We start from the raw sequence: 20527 nt of genomic DNA on the forward strand, positions 1-20527 counted from the left end.
CGAGAAAATCGGCAAACAGGAAATCAGTCGCTCATCAGGCCTTCGTCGGCTAGATGCCGAACACTTTCAAGATCGCATCGGCGCAGCCCTCGAACCAGCTGCCTGCCTTGCCCGCTTGTTTGCCGTGGCGCGCGGTTTCTTCATACAGGTAGACGCCGTTGTCGCCATCGAAGCGGTCGTTAAGCAAGGCTTGCTGGCCGCGCAGGTAAGGCATGAAGGTGTCGCTGCGCAGGGTCGAATACAGCACGTCGGTGCTAAAGCCCAAAGTGGCGCACTGGCTGATCGAGCGGCCCTGGTCTGCGCGCTCCAGGCGCACGCCGCGGCAGCCGCGCACGATCAGGGTGACGGGGCCGCGAAAGACGATGAAGCGCAGCTGCAGGGTGAGCCATGCGTGCAGGCTACCCAGGCGCCAGTGGCTCGATATCGCCAGCGGCTGGCCCGCGTCGCAGATCAATCCCACCAGGCCCCGTGGCTGGAAGACCAAGGCGCAGCCGGCCGGCAGGTGGACGATGGCCACTTCCAGCAGCGGATCGTCGCTGGCGGAAATGGTCACGGATGCTGCTTGCTCGCTGCGCAAGCGTGTCAGTAGCAGCATGCCGGCGGCCAAGCTGGTGAAAGGGAAGCGCCAGTCCAGCAGCCACTGCGTGCGCTTGGTGCTATTGACGGGCGACGCTTGCAGGTAGGCAGGATGGATCAGCATCTGCTGGCCAGGCTGCAGTTGCAGCGCCTGCGAGACGGCGGAGATGCGCGATTCGCCTGGCGTTAGCAGCGGCTGTGGCAAGGCCAGGGCGTTGCCCGCTACTTGCAGCTCGCGCGCGACCGACAGCGGCGGCATGCGCGCGGCCAGCGGCGCGAGCACGAAGTAAAAGAAGGCCCTGATGGCGACTGGCAGCAGGATCGCCGACAGCACTAGCAGGGCGGCCGTGGGCCCGTAACGGGCGAATAGTTCACGCAATGCGCGCCACCAGTTGTCGCGCAGCTGTCCTTCCATCGACGCCATGGCATGGACCAGATCGCGCAGGCATGAGTCGAGGCGTGCCTGGTCTATCTGGAATGACGCGATGCTGCCGGCGTCGACAGGAGCGAGGTGCTGGCGCTGCGCCAGGTAGCGCTGATATGCCAGCGCATTGGCCTCGCGCAGGCGCGCTTCCTCGGCCTGCATCGCGGCCATCGCTGCATGTTGCGCCGTACCAGGGAGATAAGCGCGCAGCGGGTATGCTCGTATCTGCTCCTGTTGTCTGGCCAGGTTGCCGCAGAGTGTCTGGTAAGCCTGCCGATGTTCGCCATGCAGGCGCTGCAGCAGCTGGCGTGCGCTTTCATGGCCGAGGGCAATACGCAGTGATTGTAGATAGGCGCGTTCCTGCAACAGCAGTTCGATGCGGATGTGCTGCTCGGCCTGCCTGGCGATGGCGTCGCCGAGATCTTTGCCTGTGGGTAGTGCCAGGGTGAAGGACCACGCTGCTGCCGTTTGCCGCAGCGCGCCCAGTGCCATGTCGATATGCGCGATGCGCGTCGCGATGGCTTGGTCGGAAGCCTGGCGCAGCCCGTCTACCCGCGCCTGCGTCTCCCGGCTCAACATTGCTTTGCGGGTGTCGGCATGACTTGCTCCATCGCGCAACATACCGAGCCGGGCCTGTCCAGCGTGAAATTGGCGTGCCTGTTCCAGCAGCGCATGGCCGGCTGCGAGTATGGCAACGAATAGCAGGAATTGCAGCAGATGTCGGCTGAGAAAGCGTAGCAGGGAAGCGAGGAGAAGGCGCAAGGGTCGGCAAGAATAAAGCTGGCGGTGGCGGTGGCCGTAATGGCTGGGGCTGCGTACCGGCTGCAAGGGCAGTCCGATACGCACACCTGATTTTACCGCACCGCCGTGATGGCAGTGCAGTGCGATCAGCCGCGGTGGATCATCGCTTCGTTGACGGCCTGGACAACCTGGTTCAGATACTCGCGGTTTTTGGTCATGAGGGCGCGTGTTTCACCGGCAGAAGTTGCCAGCAGCACGTGGTAGACGGGCTTGACCAGGAACAGGACGGCGAGACCGGCTCCCAGCACCAGCAGGCCGAAAAAGGGACTGCTGCCGACCATGATGCCCAGGCCAATCAAGGCAATGATGATGGCAAGTGCACGTGGCGGTTTTTTCTCAAATGGCTTGACCGATGTCACATTGCTCATGGCATAGGTCTGGCCACCGCTGACGAAACGGGCGTTGGTAACCTTGACATCGCCTTGCTCAAAAAAAGTGCGCTCTTCCATGGAATTCCTGTGTGGTGATATTGATTAACATTGTTGCATTTCAACAATCTTTTCACTATACACAGTTGTGTATTGTCAATACTCACGCATTGTCACATTTTGGCCCGATAGAACATCATATAGAACATTTTTTACGCGGCATCGGCATCGGCGCAGCATTTTTTGTACTTCTTGCCGCTACCGCAGTGGCACGGGTCGTTGCGCCCCGTCTTTGGCACTTCGCGCAGCACGGTGGCGCCGGGCTGGCTTTGTGCCTGGCTTTTCAGGTGGCGCTGGCGTGCCCAGCCGGCATTGATGGCGATGACAGCGGGAATCACGCCATCCATGGCCGTTTCGGCTGCGTCGTCGTCAAGCGCGCTGGCTGTCGCCAGGTACTGGAACGGTGCCAGGCAGTGCGGCTGGCTGACGGCCAGGGCTGCCCACTGTGGCTTGTCCAGGCTGGTGCCAAGCAGGAAGCCTGCGCACCAGGCCGGTACGCTCCACTCGGGGCCGCATACATAGATGGGCTCGAAGCTGTCCGGGTCCTTCGCCAGCCATTCGACCATGTAGGCGTGGTGGCGCTGCGCCAGGCTGGCCGCTCGTTCGCTGTCCGCGTCCGGCGCGGGCGCAGTGTTGCCCGCTGCCTTGTCCCAGACCCAGGGCAGCCATTGCTCGGGTGTGATGTGTTTCGGGCTCAGGGCGACGGCCGTGAGAAAACCTTCCAGCATGGACACGTCCATGGCGGCATTGGCCAGCGCTGGCGCTGCCAGCAGGGTGTCGAGTTCGGCGTATTCGTCGTCGGAGAGAGGGGAGGTGGTGGAGATACTGGACATGGGATTCTTTATCGGGGTTGCTCGGGGGGGCCGCTGGCCATGGCGGTATTGTACCGCCCGGCAAGCGTAAAACCGGTGCCGGAATAAAAAGCGGCGGCCCGCAGGCCGCCGCTTTTATCCAAGGCAGAACGCTTACTTCACGCCATGCATCAGTTTGTTGATCAGCGGTGCGATCAGGAACAGGATGACGCCGGCGCCCAGCAGGGACCAGAAGCCGAAGGTGTAGCCGGACAGGGCCGACTGCACCGACATGCCGCTTTCGCCGCTGACGTGGCTGGCGAAAATGCCCGACAGGTTGTTGCCGATACCCGTAGAGAGGAACCAGCCGCCCATGCCCAGGCCCACCAGGCGCACCGGCGCCAGCTTGGTCACCATCGACAGGCCGATAGGCGACAGGCACAGCTCGCCGATCGATTGCAGCACGTACACGGTGGTCAGGGTCCAGAACGGGATCTTGTTATCGGCGCCAACCAGGTTCGACAGAGCGAAGATCAGCAGGCCGAAGGCCAGCGCATTGCCCAGCAAGCCCAGGCCGAATTTGCGCGGGATCGATGGATTGACGTTATGGCGTGCCAGGAAGACCCAGACGGCGGCGATAATAGGCGCGAAGACGATGATGGCCACCGAATTGACGGTCTGGAAGTAGGCGGTCGGGAAGATCCAGAAGCCCAGGTCGCGGTTGACGATTTTGTCGGCCAGGAAGGTAAACGAGCTGCCTGCCTGTTCGAAGAACATCCAGAACAGGATGTTGAAGACGAAGATCAGCAGCATGGCGATGACGCGGTCGCGCGCAACTTTACCGTTGCGTATGCCTTCGATCATCAACATCACGGCCAGGCCGGCGAACAACACGGTCAGGACGATTTGCAGCTTTTCAGCGCCGACGGTGAGCAGGAAGTACATCAGCGGAATCACGCACAGCGAGCCGACGGCTACCCAGACGACGCGCATCGGGTTGCCTGAACCGGCTTCCGGTGCGCCTATGCCCTTCAGGGCGCGGCGGCCGATGAAGAACCATACCAGGCTGATCAGCATGCCGAAACCGGATGCCATGAAGACCATCTTGTAGGAAGGCATGGCGCTGGTGCCAAAGATCGACTCGGCCAGCCATTGCGTGAAGACAGGCGCGACCATGGCGCCCATGTTGATGCCCATGTAGAAGATGGTGAAACCACTGTCGCGGCGCGGATCGGCTGTCGTATACAGCTTGCCGACCATGGTCGAGATGTTCGGCTTGAACATGCCGTTACCGACGATCATGGTGGCCAGGCCCAGGTTGAAGATATCCTGGTTGGGCACCGAGATGCAGAACAGGCCGGCGGCCATGAAGATGGCGCCCAGCAGAATCGAGCGCTGGTAGCCGATGACGCGGTCGGCGATGTAACCGCCGAACAGGGCGCCGGCGTACACCAGCGCGAGGAAGGAACCATAGGTCAGGTTGGCCGCTGCCTGTCCTGAAGCGTCGCCGCCGTGGAACTGGGCAACGATGTACAGTACCAGTGCCCAGCGAACTCCGTAGAACGCGAAGCGTTCCCAGAATTCGGTCATGAACAACATCCACAACGGGCTTGGATGGCCCATAATTTGCTTGAACTCCGGAATAACGGCTTCCTTGTTGGGCGTAGTCGCACCGCTCATGCGGTTCCTCCTGAAAAATTATTATAGTCTATCGATACAACACACTTATGGAAGCCTGCGTGCGGCGGGCACTCTCATGAAGAACCTCACGCACGGGAATTCCAATAGGCTGGCATTCTAATCTACAAATTGCGCTGAGCGAAGGTTTCGATTCGCATTAGCAAGAATGACTGTTTCATATGAGTCAAACCGGTTTGCAGGCAAGGATGGCCGGGCGATTTTGCGGCGACACAGCACAACTTGCCTGACTTGTCGTATATTTGTCGCAAATTTGTCGTATATTAAGGCTGCATGACCTTCGAGCATCGATTTTTAAAGGGATTTTTCGCATTATGGAACACGACGTTATCGATACTCTGGTTTCACCGGAAGGCCGCCTGGACGTGCTCTCCAAGACGGAAGTCAATAAACTGCTCGATACCAGCCAGGGCGGCCTGTACAACACCTTCCGCCGCTGTGCGCTGGCAGTCTTGAATTGCGGCAGCACCATCGACGATGGTCGGGCCTTGCTGGAGCGCTACCAATCGTTTGAAATCTCCATTATCCAGCGCGAGCGCGGCATCAAGCTCGATATCAAGGGTGCGCCAGCCATCGCCTTTGTCGATGGAAAGATGATCAAGGGCATACACGAGCACCTGTTTGCCGTGCTGCGCGATATTATCTTCGTCAGCGATGAGGTCACGGGCAACCCGAAATTTGACCTGCACAGCACGGAAGGCGTGACTGACGCCGTGTTCCACATCTTGCGCAACGCGAACGTGCTGCAAACCCAGCTCAACCCGAATCTGGTGGTATGCTGGGGTGGTCATTCGATCAACCGCGCCGAATACAATTATTCGAAGGAAGTGGGCTACCAGCTGGGCTTGCGCGGCCTCGATATTTGCACCGGTTGTGGTCCCGGCGCCATGAAGGGTCCCATGAAAGGCGCCACCATCGGCCACGCCAAGCAGCGCCTGCACAATGGCCGCTACCTGGGCATCACCGAGCCGGGCATCATCGCCGCCGAATCGCCGAACCCCATCGTGAATGACCTCGTCATCATGCCGGACATCGAAAAACGCCTGGAAGCGTTCGTGCGTGCCGGCCACGGCATCGTCGTCTTCCCCGGTGGCGCCGGCACGGCCGAAGAGATTTTGTACATCCTCGGCATTTTGCTACACCCCGACAATGCCGATATTCCATTTCCCTTGATCTTCACGGGTCCGGAAACCTCGCGCGAATATTTCGTGCAGATCAATCAGTTCATCAGCGACACCTTGGGCCCGGAAGCGCAGCAGCGCTATAAAATCATCATCGACGACCCGGAACTGGTGGCGCGCGAAATGCTCGAAGGCATACGCCTGGTGCGTGAATTCCGCAAGGCCCATAGCGATGCCTATTATTTCAATTGGCTGCTGAAGATCGACCACGAGTTCCAGAAGCCGTTTCACCCCACGCATGAAAACATGCGCAACCTGAGCTTGCACAAGAACCAGCCCACGCACTTGCTGGCAGCGCAGTTGCGCCGCGCGTTTTCCGGCGTGGTGGCGGGCAACGTCAAGGACGACGGCATACGCTCGATCGAAGAGCACGGCAACTTCGAAATCCATGGCGACAAGGACATCATGGGCCCCATGGATGCCTTGCTCGCCTCCTTCGTGGCGCAGCACCGCATGAAGCTGGCGGGCACGGCGTACGTGCCTTGCTATACCGTGATGCAGTAAGCTGCCTTGGCTTGCTGTTTTGGACTCAGTAAGCGGCAGCAAAAATACCGCCTTCGGCGCGCCGGGACGGCGCTGAGCACGCTGTACAGATGGGGCGGCTGGATGCTTACAGGGTAACGGCGAAGAAGCGTAAAAAAGCCGCCTGATCTTGCGATCAGGCGGCTTTTTATCGGTTTGCGTGCGTGCTTAGTCTTCGCGGCGCAAATGCGGGAACAGCAGTACGTCGCGGATATTGGGCGAATCCGTGATGATCATCATCAAACGGTCGATGCCGATGCCGCAGCCGCCGGCTGGCGGCATGCCGTATTCCAGCGCGCGGATGTAGTCGGCGTCATAGAACATCGCCTCTTCATCGCCGGCATCCTTGGCGGCCACTTGCGCCAGGAAGCGGGCCGACTGGTCTTCTGCATCGTTCAACTCGGAGAAGCCGTTGGCGATCTCGCGGCCGACCATGAACAGTTCAAAGCGTTCGGTGATGCCGGCCACCGTGTCGGAAGCGCGCGCCAGAGGCGACACTTCGACCGGGTAATCGATGATGTAGGTCGGTTCCCACAGCTGCGCTTCGGCCGTTTCTTCAAACAGCGCCAGTTGCAGCGCGCCCAGGCCGGCCGTGGCGAATGGCTTGACACCGAATTTCTTCAGCTCTTCCTTGATGAATTCGGCATCGCTCAACTGCTCGGCGCTGTAGCCCGGCGCATACTTGTTGATCGCTTCGACGATGGTCAGGCGGTGGAACGGTTTTGCCAGGTCCAGCTCGCGGCCGCCGTAGGTCAGGCTGGCAGTACCGTGCGCATCGATGGCAGCCTGGCGAATGACCGCTTCCGTGAAGTCCATCAGCCATTTGTAGTCGGTGTAGGCGGCGTAGAATTCCATCATCGTAAATTCTGGGTTGTGACGGATCGACACGCCTTCGTTGCGGAAGTTGCGGTTGATCTCGAACACGCGGTCGAAGCCGCCCACGACCAGGCGCTTCAGGTACAGCTCGGGCGCGATACGCAGGTACATTTGCATGTCGAGCGCATTGTGGTGCGTGATGAATGGCTTTGCCGCGGCGCCGCCCGGAATCGTGTGCAGCATCGGCGTTTCCACTTCCATGAACTCGTTCTTTTCCATGAAGCGGCGAATCGACGAGATGGCGGCCGTACGCGCCTTGAAGGTGCGGCGTGTCTCCTCGTTCATGATCAGGTCGACGTAGCGCTGGCGGTACTTCGTTTCCTGGTCGGCCAGGCCGTGGAATTTGTCTGGCAGCGGGCGCAGCGACTTGGTGATCAAACGCAGTTGCGTGACCTTGATGGTCAGTTCGTCTGTCTTGGTCTTGAACAGGGTGCCCGTCACGCCCAGGATATCGCCCAGGTCATAGTGGTGCAGGGCGGCCATGGCCGCTTCGCCGGTGAGATCAAGGGTGGCGTAGATCTGGATGCGGCCGTCGGCCTTCGGGCCGGAAGCGTCTTGCAGGGTGGCGAAAGCGGCTTTCTTGCCCGCTTCGCGCTTGAGCATCATGCGCCCGGCCAGCACCACGTGCACGGGATTTTCTTCCAGCTCATCGCGCGTCTTGCTGCCGTATTGCGCGTGCAGATCGGCCGCCTTGTGCTCAGGGCGGAAATCGTTCGGGAAGGCGATGCCTTGTTCGCGCAGTGTGGCCAGCTTGACGCGGCGCTCGGCGATGATCTTGTTTTCATCTGGGGCGGCGGCTTGTTCTTGGATATCCGTAGTCATGGTGTTCTTCGTTGGTGATTATTGATGATGTGGCGTCAGAGCAGGCGCCACGCTGGCAAACAGTGCGTCGACGTCGAGTGCGGAGAAATCGGGCACGATGGCAATGACGTTGTCGTATGCGGCAAATGCTTCGGCCGGCAGGGTGGTGCTCAGCACCACGACGCGCATGCCGGCACGGCGCGCCGCTTCCACGCCCAGGGGCGCGTCTTCAAAGACGATGCAGTCTTGCGGCAGCGCTCCGGCCAGTTGCGCGCCTTTCAGGAACACGTCCGGCTGCGGCTTGCCGCGTGCCACGTCGGCGGCGCCGACGATGGCGTCGAAGCGGTGCCGCAGGTCCAGGCCGTCGAGTGTGAACGCGATGTTCTCGTCCGGCGCGGCCGTGCCCACCACCAGTGCCACGCCGTGCTGGCGCGCGCTGGTGATCAAGCGCTCGAACCCGGCCACAGTGGCCAGGTGCGGGCCATACAGTTCGCGGTAGACGACTTCCTTTTCAGCCAGCAAGCTAGCGTGGTCGGCTTCGTCGCCCAGGTACTTGGCGATGATTTCGCGGCCCTGACGTCCTGCCGTGGCGCGGAAAAAGGTGTCCGCATCGAGCACATGGCCCTGACGTTCAAAGAACGCCAGCCACGAGCGCGTGTGGAAGGCCATGTTGTCGACGATCGTGCCATCCATGTCGAACAGGAAGGCACGCTGCGCCGATGCCGATGCCGATGCCGGTGCATTCATCCTTACACGCCCTGTTTCAGCGAGGCGGAGATGAATTCGTCGATGTCGCCATCGAGCACGCCCTTGGTATTGCCCGTCTCGAAGCCGGTGCGCAAGTCCTTGATGCGGGACTGGTCCAGCACATAGGAGCGGATCTGGTGACCCCAGCCCACGTCCGTCTTCGAGTCTTCCAGCTTTTGCTGCTCGCTCATGCGCTTGCGCAGTTCATGTTCGTACAGCTTGGCTTTCAGCATTTCCATCGCTTCGGCGCGATTGCGGTGCTGTGAACGGTCGTTCTGGCACTGCACCACGATGCCGGTCGGCGCATGGGTCATGCGCACGGCAGAGTCGGTTTTGTTGATGTGCTGACCACCGGCGCCCGACGCGCGATAGGTATCGACGCGGATGTCGGCCGGGTTGACGTCGATTTCGATCGAATCGTCGACTTCGGGATACACGAACAGCGACGTAAACGAGGTATGGCGGCCGTTGGCCGAGTCGAACGGCGACTTGCGCACCAGGCGGTGCACGCCCGTTTCCGTGCGCAGGAAGCCGTAGGCGTGATCGCCCTCGACTTTCAGGGTGGCCGTCTTGATGCCGGCTACCTCGCCGTCGGACTGCTCCAGGATCTCGACCTTGAAGCCCTTGCGTTCGCAATAGCGCAGGTACTGGCGCAGCAGCATCGAGGCCCAGTCCTGGGCTTCCGTGCCGCCGGCACCGGCCTGGATGTCGATGAAGCAGTTGTTCGGGTCCATCGGATTGTTGAACATCCGGCGAAATTCCATGCTTTCGATGACCTTGCCGATTTCCTGTACGTCTTGCTCGATCGCTTCGAGCGTCTCTTCGTCGCCTTCTTCGCGGGCCATGTCGAACAGATCACGGGTGTCGCGCAGGTCGGCATCGGCACGGGTCAGCGTGAAGACGATCGCTTCGAGCGCCTTCTTCTCTTTACCGAGTTCCTGGGCGCGCTTGGGATCGTTCCAGACGGTCGGATCTTCCAGTTCTTCGTTGACTTGCTCTAGTTTCTCCGACTTGACAGTGAAGTCAAAGATACCTCCGAAGTTCGGCTTCGCGGACCGTCAGGTCGTTGAGCAGGGCGGAGATGATATTGATGCGTTCGGCTTCCATAATATTCTGGTCTTCTATGGTGAAATCAAACCTTGGATTATACGCGAGCGCGGCCCGTTTCTGATGCCAAGAGCGGGAAATCGCTGCCGCGCGCGGCAATGGCTTGGCGATTTTGCGGTATTTGCGACAAGATTGCACCTGTTGCGGCGGGCCTCGTACGGCTTGCTGGGGGCTGCCGTGCTGCGTATGATGCGGACGATATTGTCTTTCTACAGGAATACTTCATGCGTCACCTTATGCGTCAACTCATGTGCCAGCGCCCCCGTCTCGCCCTGTTGCCGCTGCTGCTGGCCGGCTGCAGCGCCTTGCCGCCCGCCGCCCTCGGACCGGACCAGGCGCCCGCCGCCGCGCCAGCGGGCAGCAGCGCCACCCTGGCCCTGCTGGAGACGACGGACTTGCACGCGAATGTGCTCAGTTATGATTACTATAAGCTGCAGGCGGAACCGTCGGTCGGCCTGGAACGCACGGCGACCCTGATCGCCCAGGCGCGCGCGCAGTTCCCGAACAATCTTTTGCTCGATAACGGCGACACCATACAGGGTACGGCCCTGGCCGACTACCAGGCGCTCGTGAAACCGCTGGCCTGCGACCAGACCCTGGCTATCTACAAGGCCATGAATGTGCTGAAGGTCGATGGCGGCGGCATCGGCAACCATGAATTCAATTACGGCCTGGCGTTCTTGAGCCAGGTGACGGGCAACCGCTTCGACGTCGACGGCGTCGATGCGAGCAAGCCGCGCTGCGCCGGTCCCGCGTTCCCGCAAGTGCTGGCCAACGTCTACAGCGTCAAGACGGGCCAGCCTTTGTTCGCGCCATATCACATCATCAACAAGCAGATCACGGCGACGGGCCCCGATGGCAAGGCCGTGCGCAGCAGCGTCAAGGTAGGCATCATCAGCTTCGCCCCGCCCACCATCATGGCCTGGGACAAGCGCTGGCTGGAAGGGCGCGTCTACACGCAGGGCGTGCGTGAGACGGCGGAAAAATTCATCCCCGAGATGCGCGCCAAGGGCGCCGAACTGGTGGTGGCCATTTCGCACGGCGGTCTCGATGACAGCGCGTATTCGCCCAGCATGGAAAACGCTAATTACTACCTGTCGCAAGTGCCGGGCGTGGATGCCATGCTGATCGGCCATTCGCACCAGTTGTTCCCGAATGCCAGCAGCACGGTACCGCAATTCAATTTGCCCGGCGTCGATAAAGTCAAAGGGCTGGTCCATGGCGTGCCCACCGTGATGGCCAATCTGTGGGGCAAGCACTTGGGCGTGATCGGCCTCTCCCTGCGTCACGACGGCAAGCAGTGGGGCGTCGACAAGAGTGCCACCACGGTGGAGGCGCGCAGCATCCAGAATGCGGATAAAAGTTATGTGGCGCCCGATGCAGCCATCGCCAAACTCGTGGCCGAAGAGCACGCAGCGACGATAGCCTACGTGCAGACGCCCGTGGGCACCACAGATTTCCGCATGTCGACGTATTTTGCCGACGTGGGCGATGTCAGCGCCATCGAGGTGGTGAACCAGGCGCAGGCGTTCCATCTGGCCGCCTACGTCAAGGCGAATTTGCCGCAATACGCGCACTTGCCCGTGTTGTCGATGTCGTCGCCGTTCAAGAGCGGCTCGGCCGGCGTGTCCGACTACACGGATGTCAAGGCGGGCAATGTGGCGCTAAACAACGCGGCTGACTTGTATTTATACCCGAACGCGTTGTATGGCGTGAAGATGAATGGCGCGCAATTGAAGGCCTGGCTGGAACACTCGGCGCAGCGTTTCAATACCATCGCCGCCAACAAGCGCGAGCCGCAGGAATTGGTCAATACGGCCCATCCGAGCTACAACTTCGATGCCATTAGCAGTGCTGACGTGCGCTACCAGATCGATGTCACCCAGCCGCCCGGCCAGCGTATCCGGGGTCTGACGTACCAGGGCAAGCCGGTGGATGCTGCACAGCAATTCTTGATCGCGACAAATAACTACCGCGCCAGCGGCGGCGGCAATTTCCCCGGCCTTGATGGCAGCAACACGGTGGTGGCCTCGCCCGACAATAATCGGGAACTCTTGATTGCCTACATCACGCAGCAGAAAAACCTGACGCGGGCGAAAAACGGTTCGGCGCGCAGCTGGACTTTCGCCAAGGTCGCCACACAAGGGCCGGTGGTATTCCACTCGGCGCCGAACGTGATCGACCTGGCGCAAGCGGCCGGCATCGACAATGTCACGCAGCTGAAGGCCGACGATGGCGCCGGCAAGGGCTTTGCGCTGTACCAGCTAGACCTGTCGAAATGATCTGGCTACTGCCTGGCGCGCTGTTGTTATCGCTCGTCTGTTCCTCGCTGACGCCCGGGCAAGCGCAAGCGCAGGATGAGGCTGGCAATCAGCTGGTTCAGGCCAAGGCCTTGATGCGCGGCGCTGTGGCAAGCCAGCCGCAGGCGCGCGCGCTGTTCAAAGTTGCGGCGCAACAGGGCAGCGGGCCCGCCGCCTATTATCTTGGCCTGATGCACAAGAATGGCTTGGGCGGGCCGCTGGATACGGCGTCCGCCATATCCTGGCTGGCACTGGCTGCCCAGCGTGGCGTGGCGCCTGCGATGTTTATCCTGGCGAACCTGCTCCAGACCATAGATGAAACGCAGGCTCGCCATTGGCTCGATGCGGCTTGCGCGCAGGAGTACCCGGAAGCCTTGATGCAAAAAGCCATCGTCACGAAAGACGGGACGATGGGCTATGAGCGCAGCGAGGCACAGTCAGCGTTGCTTTTCAGGATGGCTGAGCATGCGATGGGGCACCGGGGGCAGGAGCCTTGATGGCGTCGTTTTGATTAACCGCTAGCCTTGACCAACGCCTGAAGGTCTTTCGTTGCGCCGATCACGCCCATGACGTCTTTTGACAGCAAGGTCGCCGCAACACTGACGACGGCCGCGGTGACGTCAATCGCATGCTTGACGGTCTTAATTTTCTCCAGCGCCGTATTGGCGGTATCGATCGCCTGGTCGGCCTGCCTGGCGGCATCTTGTGCTCCATCTGCGATCATGTCGATGCCGTGCGCCTGGAAGCTGGCCACCAGTTCATTGAGGTGATCTTCGAGTTCCTTCAATTCCCCTTTTTCCTCAGTGCTCAGCGTTCTGCGCCCCTTGATCCGCCACGCCAGCAGCAAGGTGGAAATCTCGGACAGGTTATTGGCGATTTCTAATGCCTTCAAGGTGGCCTGTTTGTTGATCGTTGCCATGATGTCCTCCTACCAGTTTACAGGTGCAAGGAAGGCCACCTGGAGTTTCAGTTCATCGACGCGCCGGGAGAACTCCTTCAATTGCTGTTGCAGCTGTGCGCTGTCGTCGTGTGATTTGCGTAGGCTCTCAAGGTTGTCTTGAAAGGCTTTGACGGCCCTTGCATAGCTATCGGGAATTTTTGCGCGTTCGCCTAGCTGCTTCTCGTCGCGATACAGTCGGACCCTGACGTAATTCGTCGCCAGCGGCTCTGCGCGTGCCGTTTCATGCAGGGCCATTTGCAAGACGCCGCTGTCGCGCCGTTCGATCGCGATCCTGTCGCGGTACACCGTCTGCACATAGGTATTGAGCGCATTGGTGATGGCGGCGATGGCCTCTTGCTGGGCGAGTAGTTCGTTGATGGCTGATTTCTGCATGTCCTGCGTCAGCAAACGGCTCAGTTGTTCGCTCAGTTTCATGATGAGGCTTACCTGCCCCGGGTCGAGCAGCGGCTTGTCGCTGCCGGGAACCGGGATGCTGCCCAGGGCTTCGCCGAGGCCGGAAAACTGATCATGGTAGTGGGCCACCTTGCCGCCACTCAGAACTTGCAGGGCTTGAGCGTAGCGCGCCAGGACATCGTTCAGGCGTAGTATTTTTTGATTCGAATCGGCGATCTTGTCACAGCCGCGCCTAGCCTGTTGCTCGGCGGCTGCAGGGTCGAAGCCGTCGGTGGAAATCAGGTTCCTGCGCAACTCGTTGTTGATGCAGCTGTCTACGGTGGCGTTGGCGATGGGGGGAAAGGTGACGGTCATTTGCTGGCCCGTCCGTGCAAAGTTGTCGACGGATGTGAAGCTGGCGCAACCGCTGAACATACTGAGCAGCAGTGCAGCGAGGGAAAGGGCAAGCGATCTTCTCAGGGGTAGCGGCATGATGCCTCCATGCAGGTGGTGGTGCTGGAGAGACCCGTGCGGATGCAGGGAGATGCCTCACCTTAGCAGTCAACGACGGCTCGGCTTTGCGGCGGATCAAGCGGGCGAGGTGGAGCGTGTTTTACCGGAGATCGACACTCGCCTTTCTCCTCGCTGGTCAAGTCATTTTGGGTTTGCTTCATATTTTCCTTACAGAAGACTGACAATAGACCAAGCAATTGGGCGTCTTACACATGTTGCGACGCGTCATATGTAGTTGTTGCTGGTGCATGTTTACTAACCTACAATGATTTATCGATGGGGCGGTTATCCAGCGTACGACTATAAAAATATGTGGCTTTAAAAATGTTGTATCAGAGGAGATGAGAATGAATTTGAAACAGAAATTGCTCGTGGCAAGTTTGGTTTTGGGTTTCTCGCAGGCGGCAGTCGCAGCCGACCCCATCAAGATCGGCGTGTCCGGTCCGTTCACCGGTGGTTCCGCGCCGATGGGCGTTTCGATGCGCGACGGCGTCAAGCTGGCCGTCGCTGAAATCAATGCCAAGGGCGGCGTCTTGGGGCGCTCGCTGCTGCTGATCGAGCGCGACGACGAAGCCAAGAATGAACGCGGTGTGCAAATCGCCCAGGAACTGATCAACAAGGAAAAGGTTGCCGCCACTGTCGGCTACATTAATACCGGCGTGGCCCTCGCTTCGCAGCGCTTTTACCAGGAAGCGAAAATCCCCGTCATGAACAATGTGGCGACGGGCTCCATCGTCACCAAGCAATTCGCCGACCAGCCGGAAAACTATATCTTCCGCAACGCGGCCAATGACACTATTCAGTCCGGCATGATCGTGCACGAGGCGATCGAGAACCGCAAGTTCAAGAAAGTGGCGATCCTGGCCGACTCCACCAATTATGGCCAGCTGGGTCGAGAAGACCTGGAAAAGGCGCTGGACAAGAAGGGCATCAAGGCCGTTGTCGTTGAAAAATACAACATCAAGGATGTCGACATGACGGCCCAGCTGCTCAAAGCCAAGCAGGCGGGCGCGGAAGTGGTGCTGACCTACGGCATCGGCCCGGAACTGGCGCAGATCGCCAATGGCATGGAAAAACTCGGCTGGAAAGTGCCGCTGATCGGCAGCTGGACCCTGGCCATGGGCAATTTCATCGATAACGCCGGCAAGAACGGCAATGGCACGCGCATGCCGCAAACCTTCATCCAGGATGCCAGCACACCGAAACGCAAGGCCTTTATCGACGCCTATGTGGCCACCTACAAGCCATCGGGCGGACGCATGCCGTCGGCCGTCTCTGCCGCGCAAGGCTATGATTCCATTTATCTGCTGGCTGCCGCCATCACGCAGGCGGGTGGCACGGATGGCCCGAAAGTGCGCGCCGCGCTGGAAAACCTGAATGAAAAAGTGGAAGGCGCCGTCACCACCTACAACAAGCCGTTCAGCAAGACCAACCATGAAGCGATCACGGCCGACTTGACCGTGTTTGGCGAAGTCAATGACGGCAAGGTCGTCCTTGCCAAATAAGTTCGGCTAATTCCAACGATCTAGCCGCGCAATGGCCAGCCTTGAGGAATCAGGACTGGCCATTTTTTCATCTTTCGTCTTCCGGGGAATACCATGGAAATCTTCCTGCAGCTCGTCTTCAGCGGCATTGCGCTGGGCATGATTTATGCCGTCATTGCCTTCGGCTATCAGCTGACCTTTGCCACTTCCGGCACCCTCAATTTCGGCCAGGGCGAATCTCTGATGCTGGGCGCGCTGGTGGGCCTCTCGCTGGTGGGCACCATTCACGGCGGCCCCTACATGAGCTATTTGCTGATGATCCCCATCGTCATCGTCTTCGGCGCCTTGCAGGGCGTGTTCGTCGAATGGATAGGCGTGCGGCCCGCCATCAAGATCAAGTCCGAATTCGGCTGGATCATGTCGACCATCGCCCTGGCCATCATTTTCAAGAACGTGGCAGAAAATATCTGGGGCAAGGATGATCTGATGTTCCCGTCGCCGTTGTCGGCCGCGCCGTTCCAGGTGTTTGGCGCCAATGTGCAGCAGATGCAGGTGGCCGTTATCGTCGGCGCGCTGGCCATCATGCTGGCCGTCGAAGTATTCAACCGCAAATCCATTTACGGCAAGGCTGTAGTGGCGACAGCCAATGACCGCGACGCGGCCGGTCTGATGGGCATCAATACGGGCATGGTCATCACTTTTTCCTACGCGCTGTCGTCGGCCACGGCCGCCTTTGCGGGCGTGCTGGTGGCGCCGTTGACCTTGACTGGGGCCACCATGGGCGCCTCGCTGGGCTTGAAAGCGTTTGCCGTGGCCATTATCGGCGGGCTGACTTCGGGCGTGGGTGCCATCGTCGGTGGCCTGATACTGGGCATCGCCGAGACGACCACCGGCTATTACATCTCCACTGGCTACAAGGAAGTGCCAGGCCTGCTGCTGTTGCTGCTGGTGCTGGCAGTCAAGCCATCGGGCCTGTTCGGCAAAGCCGCGATCAAGAAAGTCTGAGGATCATATGAACCAGAAAATCACTATGCTGGCGCTGAGTGCGGCGGGCCTGGCCGCGCTCGTGCTGTTTCCCATCCTTATCCCGAACCCTTACTATATCCACTTGGCCGAGACCATTCTGATCTACGCCATCTTGCTGTTTGGCCTCGATATCGTCGTCGGCTACACGGGCCAGGTGTCGCTGGGCCACGCGGGCTTGTTCGGTATCGGTTCGTACGTCACGGGCGTGCTGGTGTTCAAGCTGGGCTTGTCGTTCTGGCTGGCCATCCCCGCCAGCATCGTCGGCGCGGCCGCGTTTGGCGCCATCCTGGCCTTGCCGGCCTTGCGCGTAACGGGTCCCTACCTGGCCATGGTGACACTGGCCTTCGGCACCATCGTGCAAATTCTGATCAACGAGATGAGCTTCCTGACAGAGGGGCCGATGGGCATCAAGATCCACAAACCCGTACTGTTCGGCCACAAATTGAGCGAAGTGGAGTATTACTACATGGTCGCCGCGCTGATGGTGATCTCGCTGGTGCTCGTGCACCGTATCTTGAAGTCGAACCTGGGGCGCGCCTTCGAGGCGCTGCGCGACAGTCCCATCGCCTCGGACTGCATGGGCGTGTCCGTGTATCGCTACAAGGTGTACGCCTTCGTCATCAGCGCCGGTTTCGCCGGCCTGGCCGGCAGCCTGTATGCGTATTCGGAAGAGTACATCTCGCCCAATACCTATAACTTCGAGCTGACGATATTGTTCCTGCTCGCCGTCATCATGGGCGGTCGCAAGACGCGCTCGGGCGCCTTGATCGGCGCCTTGATCGTCGTCATGCTGCCCAGTTTGCTGGCGGACATCGAACTATTTCGCAAGATCGCCGTCGCCGCCGCCGTGCTGGGCGTGATCGGTTCCATCTTCATGCTGGCGAAAAAGCGTTCCACCGTGCGCGGCGTGCTCGTGCCCCTGGTCGCCACCATCGGCCTGGCCGCCTACTCGTACAAGCTCGATAACATGGTCGACTGGCGCCTGACCATCTTCGGCTTGATGATCTTATTTGTCGTCTACTATCTGCAGGACGGCATCGTCGGCTTTTTGATGAGTTTTGTGAGCAAGGGCCGGCGTCATGTGCTGGCCGTCGCCTCGCATGGCGTGGCGCCTTTTGACCATGCCCAAGGCGGCCAGCGTGGCGAAACGCTGCTGCGCGTGGACCGGGCGCTGATGCAGTTCGGCGGCTTGAAAGCGCTCAACCAGGTGGACTTGAACGTCACGCAGGGCTCCGTGCACGGCTTGATCGGGCCCAATGGCTCGGGCAAGAGCACGATGATGAATGTGCTGACGGGGATCTACAAGCCGACGGCGGGCAGGGTGGAATTTGCCGGCGCCGTGATTTCCGGGCGCACGCCGTCCGAAATCGCCGTGGGTGGCGTGGCGCGCACTTTTCAGAACGTGCAACTGTTCGGCGAGATGACGGCCACCGAGAATGTGCTGGTGGGTTTGCACAATACCTTCAAATCGAATGTGCTGGAGGTGATGCTGCACACGCCGCGCTACAAACGTGAAGAGAAGGCCGCGCGCGAGCGCGCCGCCAGCATCCTCGAATTCGTCGGTCTGGCTGACCTGGCTAACGAAGAGGCGCGCAATTTGCCGTATGGCAAGCAGCGGCTGCTGGAAATCGGCCGCGCGCTGGGCCTCAATCCGCGCCTGCTGCTGCTCGATGAACCGGCGGCGGGCCTGACGGCGCCCGACATCAAGGAGTTGATGGCCATCATCCGCAAGATCCGCGAGCACGGCATCACCATCATCCTGATCGAGCACCACATGGACGTGGTGATGGCGCTGTCGGACGTGGTGACGGTGCTGGACTTCGGCCAGAAGATTGCCGAAGGCGCACCCGCGCTTGTCCAGAGCGATCCGAAAGTGATCGAAGCCTATCTTGGCGGCAGCGCCGACACCCTGAGCCCTGCGGCGCACTGAGAGGAAGACCATGCTGAGCATTCATAATCTGCACGCCGCCTACGGCAAAGTCGAAGTCCTGCACGGTATTTCGTTCGAGGTCCCGAAGGGCAAGCTGGTGACCCTGATCGGCTCGAACGGCGCCGGCAAGACCACTACCATGCGCGCCATTTCCGGCATGCTGAAACCCAAATCGGGCACCGTTACGCTGGGCGGCAACGATGTCACGGGGCTAGACTCGCACCGCATCGCGCGTGCCGGCCTGGCCCACTCGCCGGAAGGGCGGCGCGTATTCGCCTCCATGTCAGTAACCGATAACCTGCTGCTGGGCGCCTTTCCCCGCTTTACGCGGGCGCGCCCGAAGGGCGACATCAAGGGAGACCTGGACAAGGCCCTGGAGCTGTTCCCCCGCCTGAAGGAACGGCGCGACCAGCTGGCCGGCACGCTTTCGGGTGGCGAGCAGCAGATGCTGGCCATGGCCCGCGCCGTGATGCTGAATCCGGAAGTGATCTTGCTCGACGAGCCATCCATGGGCCTGGCACCCATTCTGGTGGAGGAAGTCTTCCGCATCATCACGCGCCTGAAAGCCGAAGGCGTGACCATGCTGCTGGTGGAGCAATTCGCCGCCGCCGCCCTGAACGTGGCCGATTACGGCTACGTGCTGGAAAACGGCAGCATTTCCGTGCATGGCCCGGCCCAGAGTTTGAAGAACGATCCGAAGGTGATCGCCGCTTACTTGGGCGGCGGGCACTGACGCGCGTTGAGGTGCGTTGAGGTGCGTTGAAGTGTATTGACAATGCGCTACGCTGCACATTGTCAATCCGCTACGCTACGCGCTTCTGTTTCTTGCCGTGCAGGAGGATGATTTTTACCCCGCCCATTGCAACACGAGTTCAATTTGCAGCGTCGACGCAATGTGGTGGCGTGGCCCTTAGTGTTTGGTGGGTTTGGTGGGCTTTTCCTGCTGCACCAAAATGAACGGGCTGACGACGACCGCCCACAGGGCCGCGTCGGCCGCTTGCCAGTCCAGCGCTTGCTGGTCCGACACCTTGGCCACTTTGCCATCGACCATCCATTGCGTGATGGTGGTCTTGTCGTCGTGCGAAATGCGCACGGCCACTTCGACCAGGTCGAGCTCATTGGCGACCCAGACGACATTGCCTTGGGCGAAGTGCTTTTCCAGTTCGCTCCAGGCCAGGCGGGCCGTTTCGCTGTTGACTTTGAGGCGTAGTTCGGTGTCTTTTTCAGGATTGGTTTGCATGCGGTATATCAAGTAGCGGTGACTCGGGTGCCGTTGCGCGCGCTTGGCTTGCCTTATGCGGCTTCCACGCGTGGCGTCGGCGTACCCTGCCATGTTAACCGATAGACGGCGCCTTTGCGAACATTGCCTACCAGGGCAGGGCGGAAGCAAGCCAGGTTGGTGCCGCTGGCGTGGCGGACGCTGGGGAAGATCACGCCCATGGAGCCCGCTTCGAGCAGGATGGCGGCCAGCTCTTGCGAGGCGATGTAGCTGGCCGGGTCAAGGCAAGCCTGGTAGCGGGGTTGGCCGCGCAGGTCGTGGAAGCTGGCGGAAAAATCGGCCAGCAGCGCCTGGTAGCTGACGCTATCGTCGAAATAGTCGATTTCCTGGTATTCCACGGTCTTGTGGAAAATGATCTCGGCCAGCGCCGTTGGCATGTCGAAGGCGCAATACCAGGCACCGCGCTCGCCATCGTTGAAACGCGCCCCTTCCGGGCGGGCGTAGGTGTAAGCGGCGTTGATGATGCGAAAGTGCGGTACGCCAAAAACCAGCTCGTCCACGCCAATTCCTGGTGCGCCGCCGTACTCGGCCACCAGGCGCGCATTGGTCGCGTTATCGAGTTCAAACAACTCGCGCAGATGATTGTCGTCCTCGGCCAGGGGCGCCAGCACGGAGTCTTCCATGTCGGCGAAGCGCGAGGGAATCAAACGGCAGGTGTCGATCTGGCGCAAGGCGGCCAGCGGCGGCAGGTGCGCCTGCGCGGCGGGCAT

General features: G+C 60.4%; 18 protein-coding genes. 7 read left to right on the forward strand and 11 right to left on the reverse strand.

The genetic code is table 11. The annotated features are described in order from the left end of the window. Nucleotides 1–49: 49 nt before the first annotated feature. The 4 genes from ACQ4V8_RS04155 to ACQ4V8_RS04170 form a co-directional block, all read right to left on the reverse strand. On the reverse strand, nt 50–1579 hold the full coding sequence (locus tag ACQ4V8_RS04155) for a hypothetical protein (protein ID WP_436570956.1): 1530 nt from the start codon (nt 1577–1579) through the stop codon (nt 50–52). Nucleotides 1580–1887: 308 nt separating this feature from the next. Then, nucleotides 1888–2250 (reverse strand): DUF6232 family protein, encoded by a 363-nt coding sequence (locus ACQ4V8_RS04160; RefSeq protein ID WP_010398968.1) that lies wholly within the window; start codon nt 2248–2250, stop codon nt 1888–1890. A gap of 131 nt (nt 2251–2381) precedes the next feature. Further along, a complete protein-coding gene (locus ACQ4V8_RS04165; protein ID WP_010398967.1) occupies nt 2382–3062 on the reverse strand; it encodes a UPF0149 family protein in 681 nt (226 codons plus the stop codon). A 132-nt stretch (nt 3063–3194) separates the two neighbouring features. Continuing rightward, nucleotides 3195–4700, reverse strand: coding sequence for a peptide MFS transporter (locus ACQ4V8_RS04170; RefSeq protein ID WP_010398966.1), 1506 nt, complete (start codon nt 4698–4700; stop codon nt 3195–3197). Nucleotides 4701–5032: 332 nt separating this feature from the next. Here ACQ4V8_RS04170 and ppnN point away from each other — a divergent pair, with 332 nt between their 5' ends. Next, complete coding sequence (gene ppnN, locus ACQ4V8_RS04175; protein ID WP_196856842.1) at nt 5033–6403, forward strand: nucleotide 5'-monophosphate nucleosidase PpnN; 1371 nt, start codon at nt 5033–5035, stop codon at nt 6401–6403. 186 nt (nt 6404–6589) lie between these two features. Here ppnN and lysS read toward each other — a convergent pair whose 3' ends face one another. The 3 genes from lysS to prfB form a co-directional block, all read right to left on the reverse strand. Beyond that, nucleotides 6590–8119 carry a lysine--tRNA ligase gene (gene lysS, locus ACQ4V8_RS04180; protein WP_010398961.1) on the reverse strand — a complete coding sequence of 510 codons (1530 nt, stop codon included), beginning with the start codon at nt 8117–8119 and terminating at the stop codon, nt 6590–6592. An 18-nt stretch (nt 8120–8137) separates the two neighbouring features. Beyond that, nucleotides 8138–8845: an HAD family hydrolase gene (locus ACQ4V8_RS04185; protein WP_436570957.1), complete on the reverse strand. Its 708-nt coding sequence runs from the start codon at nt 8843–8845 to the stop codon at nt 8138–8140. A 2-nt stretch (nt 8846–8847) separates the two neighbouring features. Beyond that, nucleotides 8848–9952, reverse strand: a protein-coding gene (prfB, locus tag ACQ4V8_RS04190) for a peptide chain release factor 2 (protein WP_436570958.1) whose coding sequence is annotated in 2 segments (ribosomal slippage) — nt 8848–9870 and nt 9872–9952 — 1104 coding nt in all. Because the reading frame shifts where the segments join, the coding sequence is not laid out codon by codon here. Between the two features lie 236 nt (nt 9953–10188). Here prfB and ACQ4V8_RS04195 point away from each other — a divergent pair. Both ACQ4V8_RS04195 and ACQ4V8_RS04200 read left to right on the forward strand, forming a co-directional pair. After that, nucleotides 10189–12234: a bifunctional 2',3'-cyclic-nucleotide 2'-phosphodiesterase/3'-nucleotidase gene (locus ACQ4V8_RS04195; RefSeq protein ID WP_495542702.1), complete on the forward strand. Its 2046-nt coding sequence runs from the start codon at nt 10189–10191 to the stop codon at nt 12232–12234. A gap of 113 nt (nt 12235–12347) precedes the next feature. Then, nucleotides 12348–12749 carry a tetratricopeptide repeat protein gene (locus ACQ4V8_RS04200; RefSeq protein WP_436570991.1) on the forward strand — a complete coding sequence of 134 codons (402 nt, stop codon included), beginning with the start codon at nt 12348–12350 and terminating at the stop codon, nt 12747–12749. A 14-nt stretch (nt 12750–12763) separates the two neighbouring features. On the opposite strand, the gene ACQ4V8_RS04205 is transcribed toward ACQ4V8_RS04200, so the two are convergent. Both ACQ4V8_RS04205 and ACQ4V8_RS04210 read right to left on the reverse strand, forming a co-directional pair. Continuing rightward, nucleotides 12764–13171: a hypothetical protein gene (locus tag ACQ4V8_RS04205; RefSeq protein WP_010398946.1), complete on the reverse strand. Its 408-nt coding sequence runs from the start codon at nt 13169–13171 to the stop codon at nt 12764–12766. 9 nt (nt 13172–13180) lie between these two features. Beyond that, on the reverse strand, nt 13181–14077 hold the full coding sequence (locus ACQ4V8_RS04210) for a hypothetical protein (RefSeq protein WP_436570960.1): 897 nt from the start codon (nt 14075–14077) through the stop codon (nt 13181–13183). Between the two features lie 368 nt (nt 14078–14445). Between ACQ4V8_RS04210 and ACQ4V8_RS04215 the strand changes: the two genes are divergently transcribed. The 4 genes from ACQ4V8_RS04215 (at nt 14446) to ACQ4V8_RS04230 (ending at nt 19271) form a co-directional block, all read left to right on the forward strand. Next, nucleotides 14446–15603 (forward strand): ABC transporter substrate-binding protein, encoded by a 1158-nt coding sequence (locus ACQ4V8_RS04215; RefSeq protein WP_010398941.1) that lies wholly within the window; start codon nt 14446–14448, stop codon nt 15601–15603. A gap of 93 nt (nt 15604–15696) precedes the next feature. Beyond that, a complete protein-coding gene (locus ACQ4V8_RS04220) occupies nt 15697–16587 on the forward strand; it encodes a branched-chain amino acid ABC transporter permease (protein WP_010398938.1) in 891 nt (296 codons plus the stop codon). A 7-nt stretch (nt 16588–16594) separates the two neighbouring features. Then, nucleotides 16595–18538, forward strand: coding sequence for a branched-chain amino acid ABC transporter ATP-binding protein/permease (locus ACQ4V8_RS04225; RefSeq protein WP_436570961.1), 1944 nt, complete (start codon nt 16595–16597; stop codon nt 18536–18538). A 10-nt stretch (nt 18539–18548) separates the two neighbouring features. Next, complete coding sequence (locus ACQ4V8_RS04230; protein WP_010398932.1) at nt 18549–19271, forward strand: ABC transporter ATP-binding protein; 723 nt, start codon at nt 18549–18551, stop codon at nt 19269–19271. Nucleotides 19272–19448: 177 nt separating this feature from the next. Here the strand turns inward: ACQ4V8_RS04230 and ACQ4V8_RS04235 are convergent, their stop codons facing one another. Beyond that, a complete protein-coding gene (locus tag ACQ4V8_RS04235) occupies nt 19449–19778 on the reverse strand; it encodes a DUF2288 domain-containing protein (protein WP_010398930.1) in 330 nt (109 codons plus the stop codon). A 53-nt stretch (nt 19779–19831) separates the two neighbouring features. Further along, complete coding sequence (locus tag ACQ4V8_RS04240) at nt 19832–20527, reverse strand: RES family NAD+ phosphorylase (RefSeq protein WP_196856836.1); 696 nt, start codon at nt 20525–20527, stop codon at nt 19832–19834.

The organism is Janthinobacterium paucivorans (genome assembly GCF_051380805.1).
Lineage (GTDB): Bacteria > Pseudomonadota > Gammaproteobacteria > Burkholderiales > Burkholderiaceae_D > Janthinobacterium > Janthinobacterium lividum_D.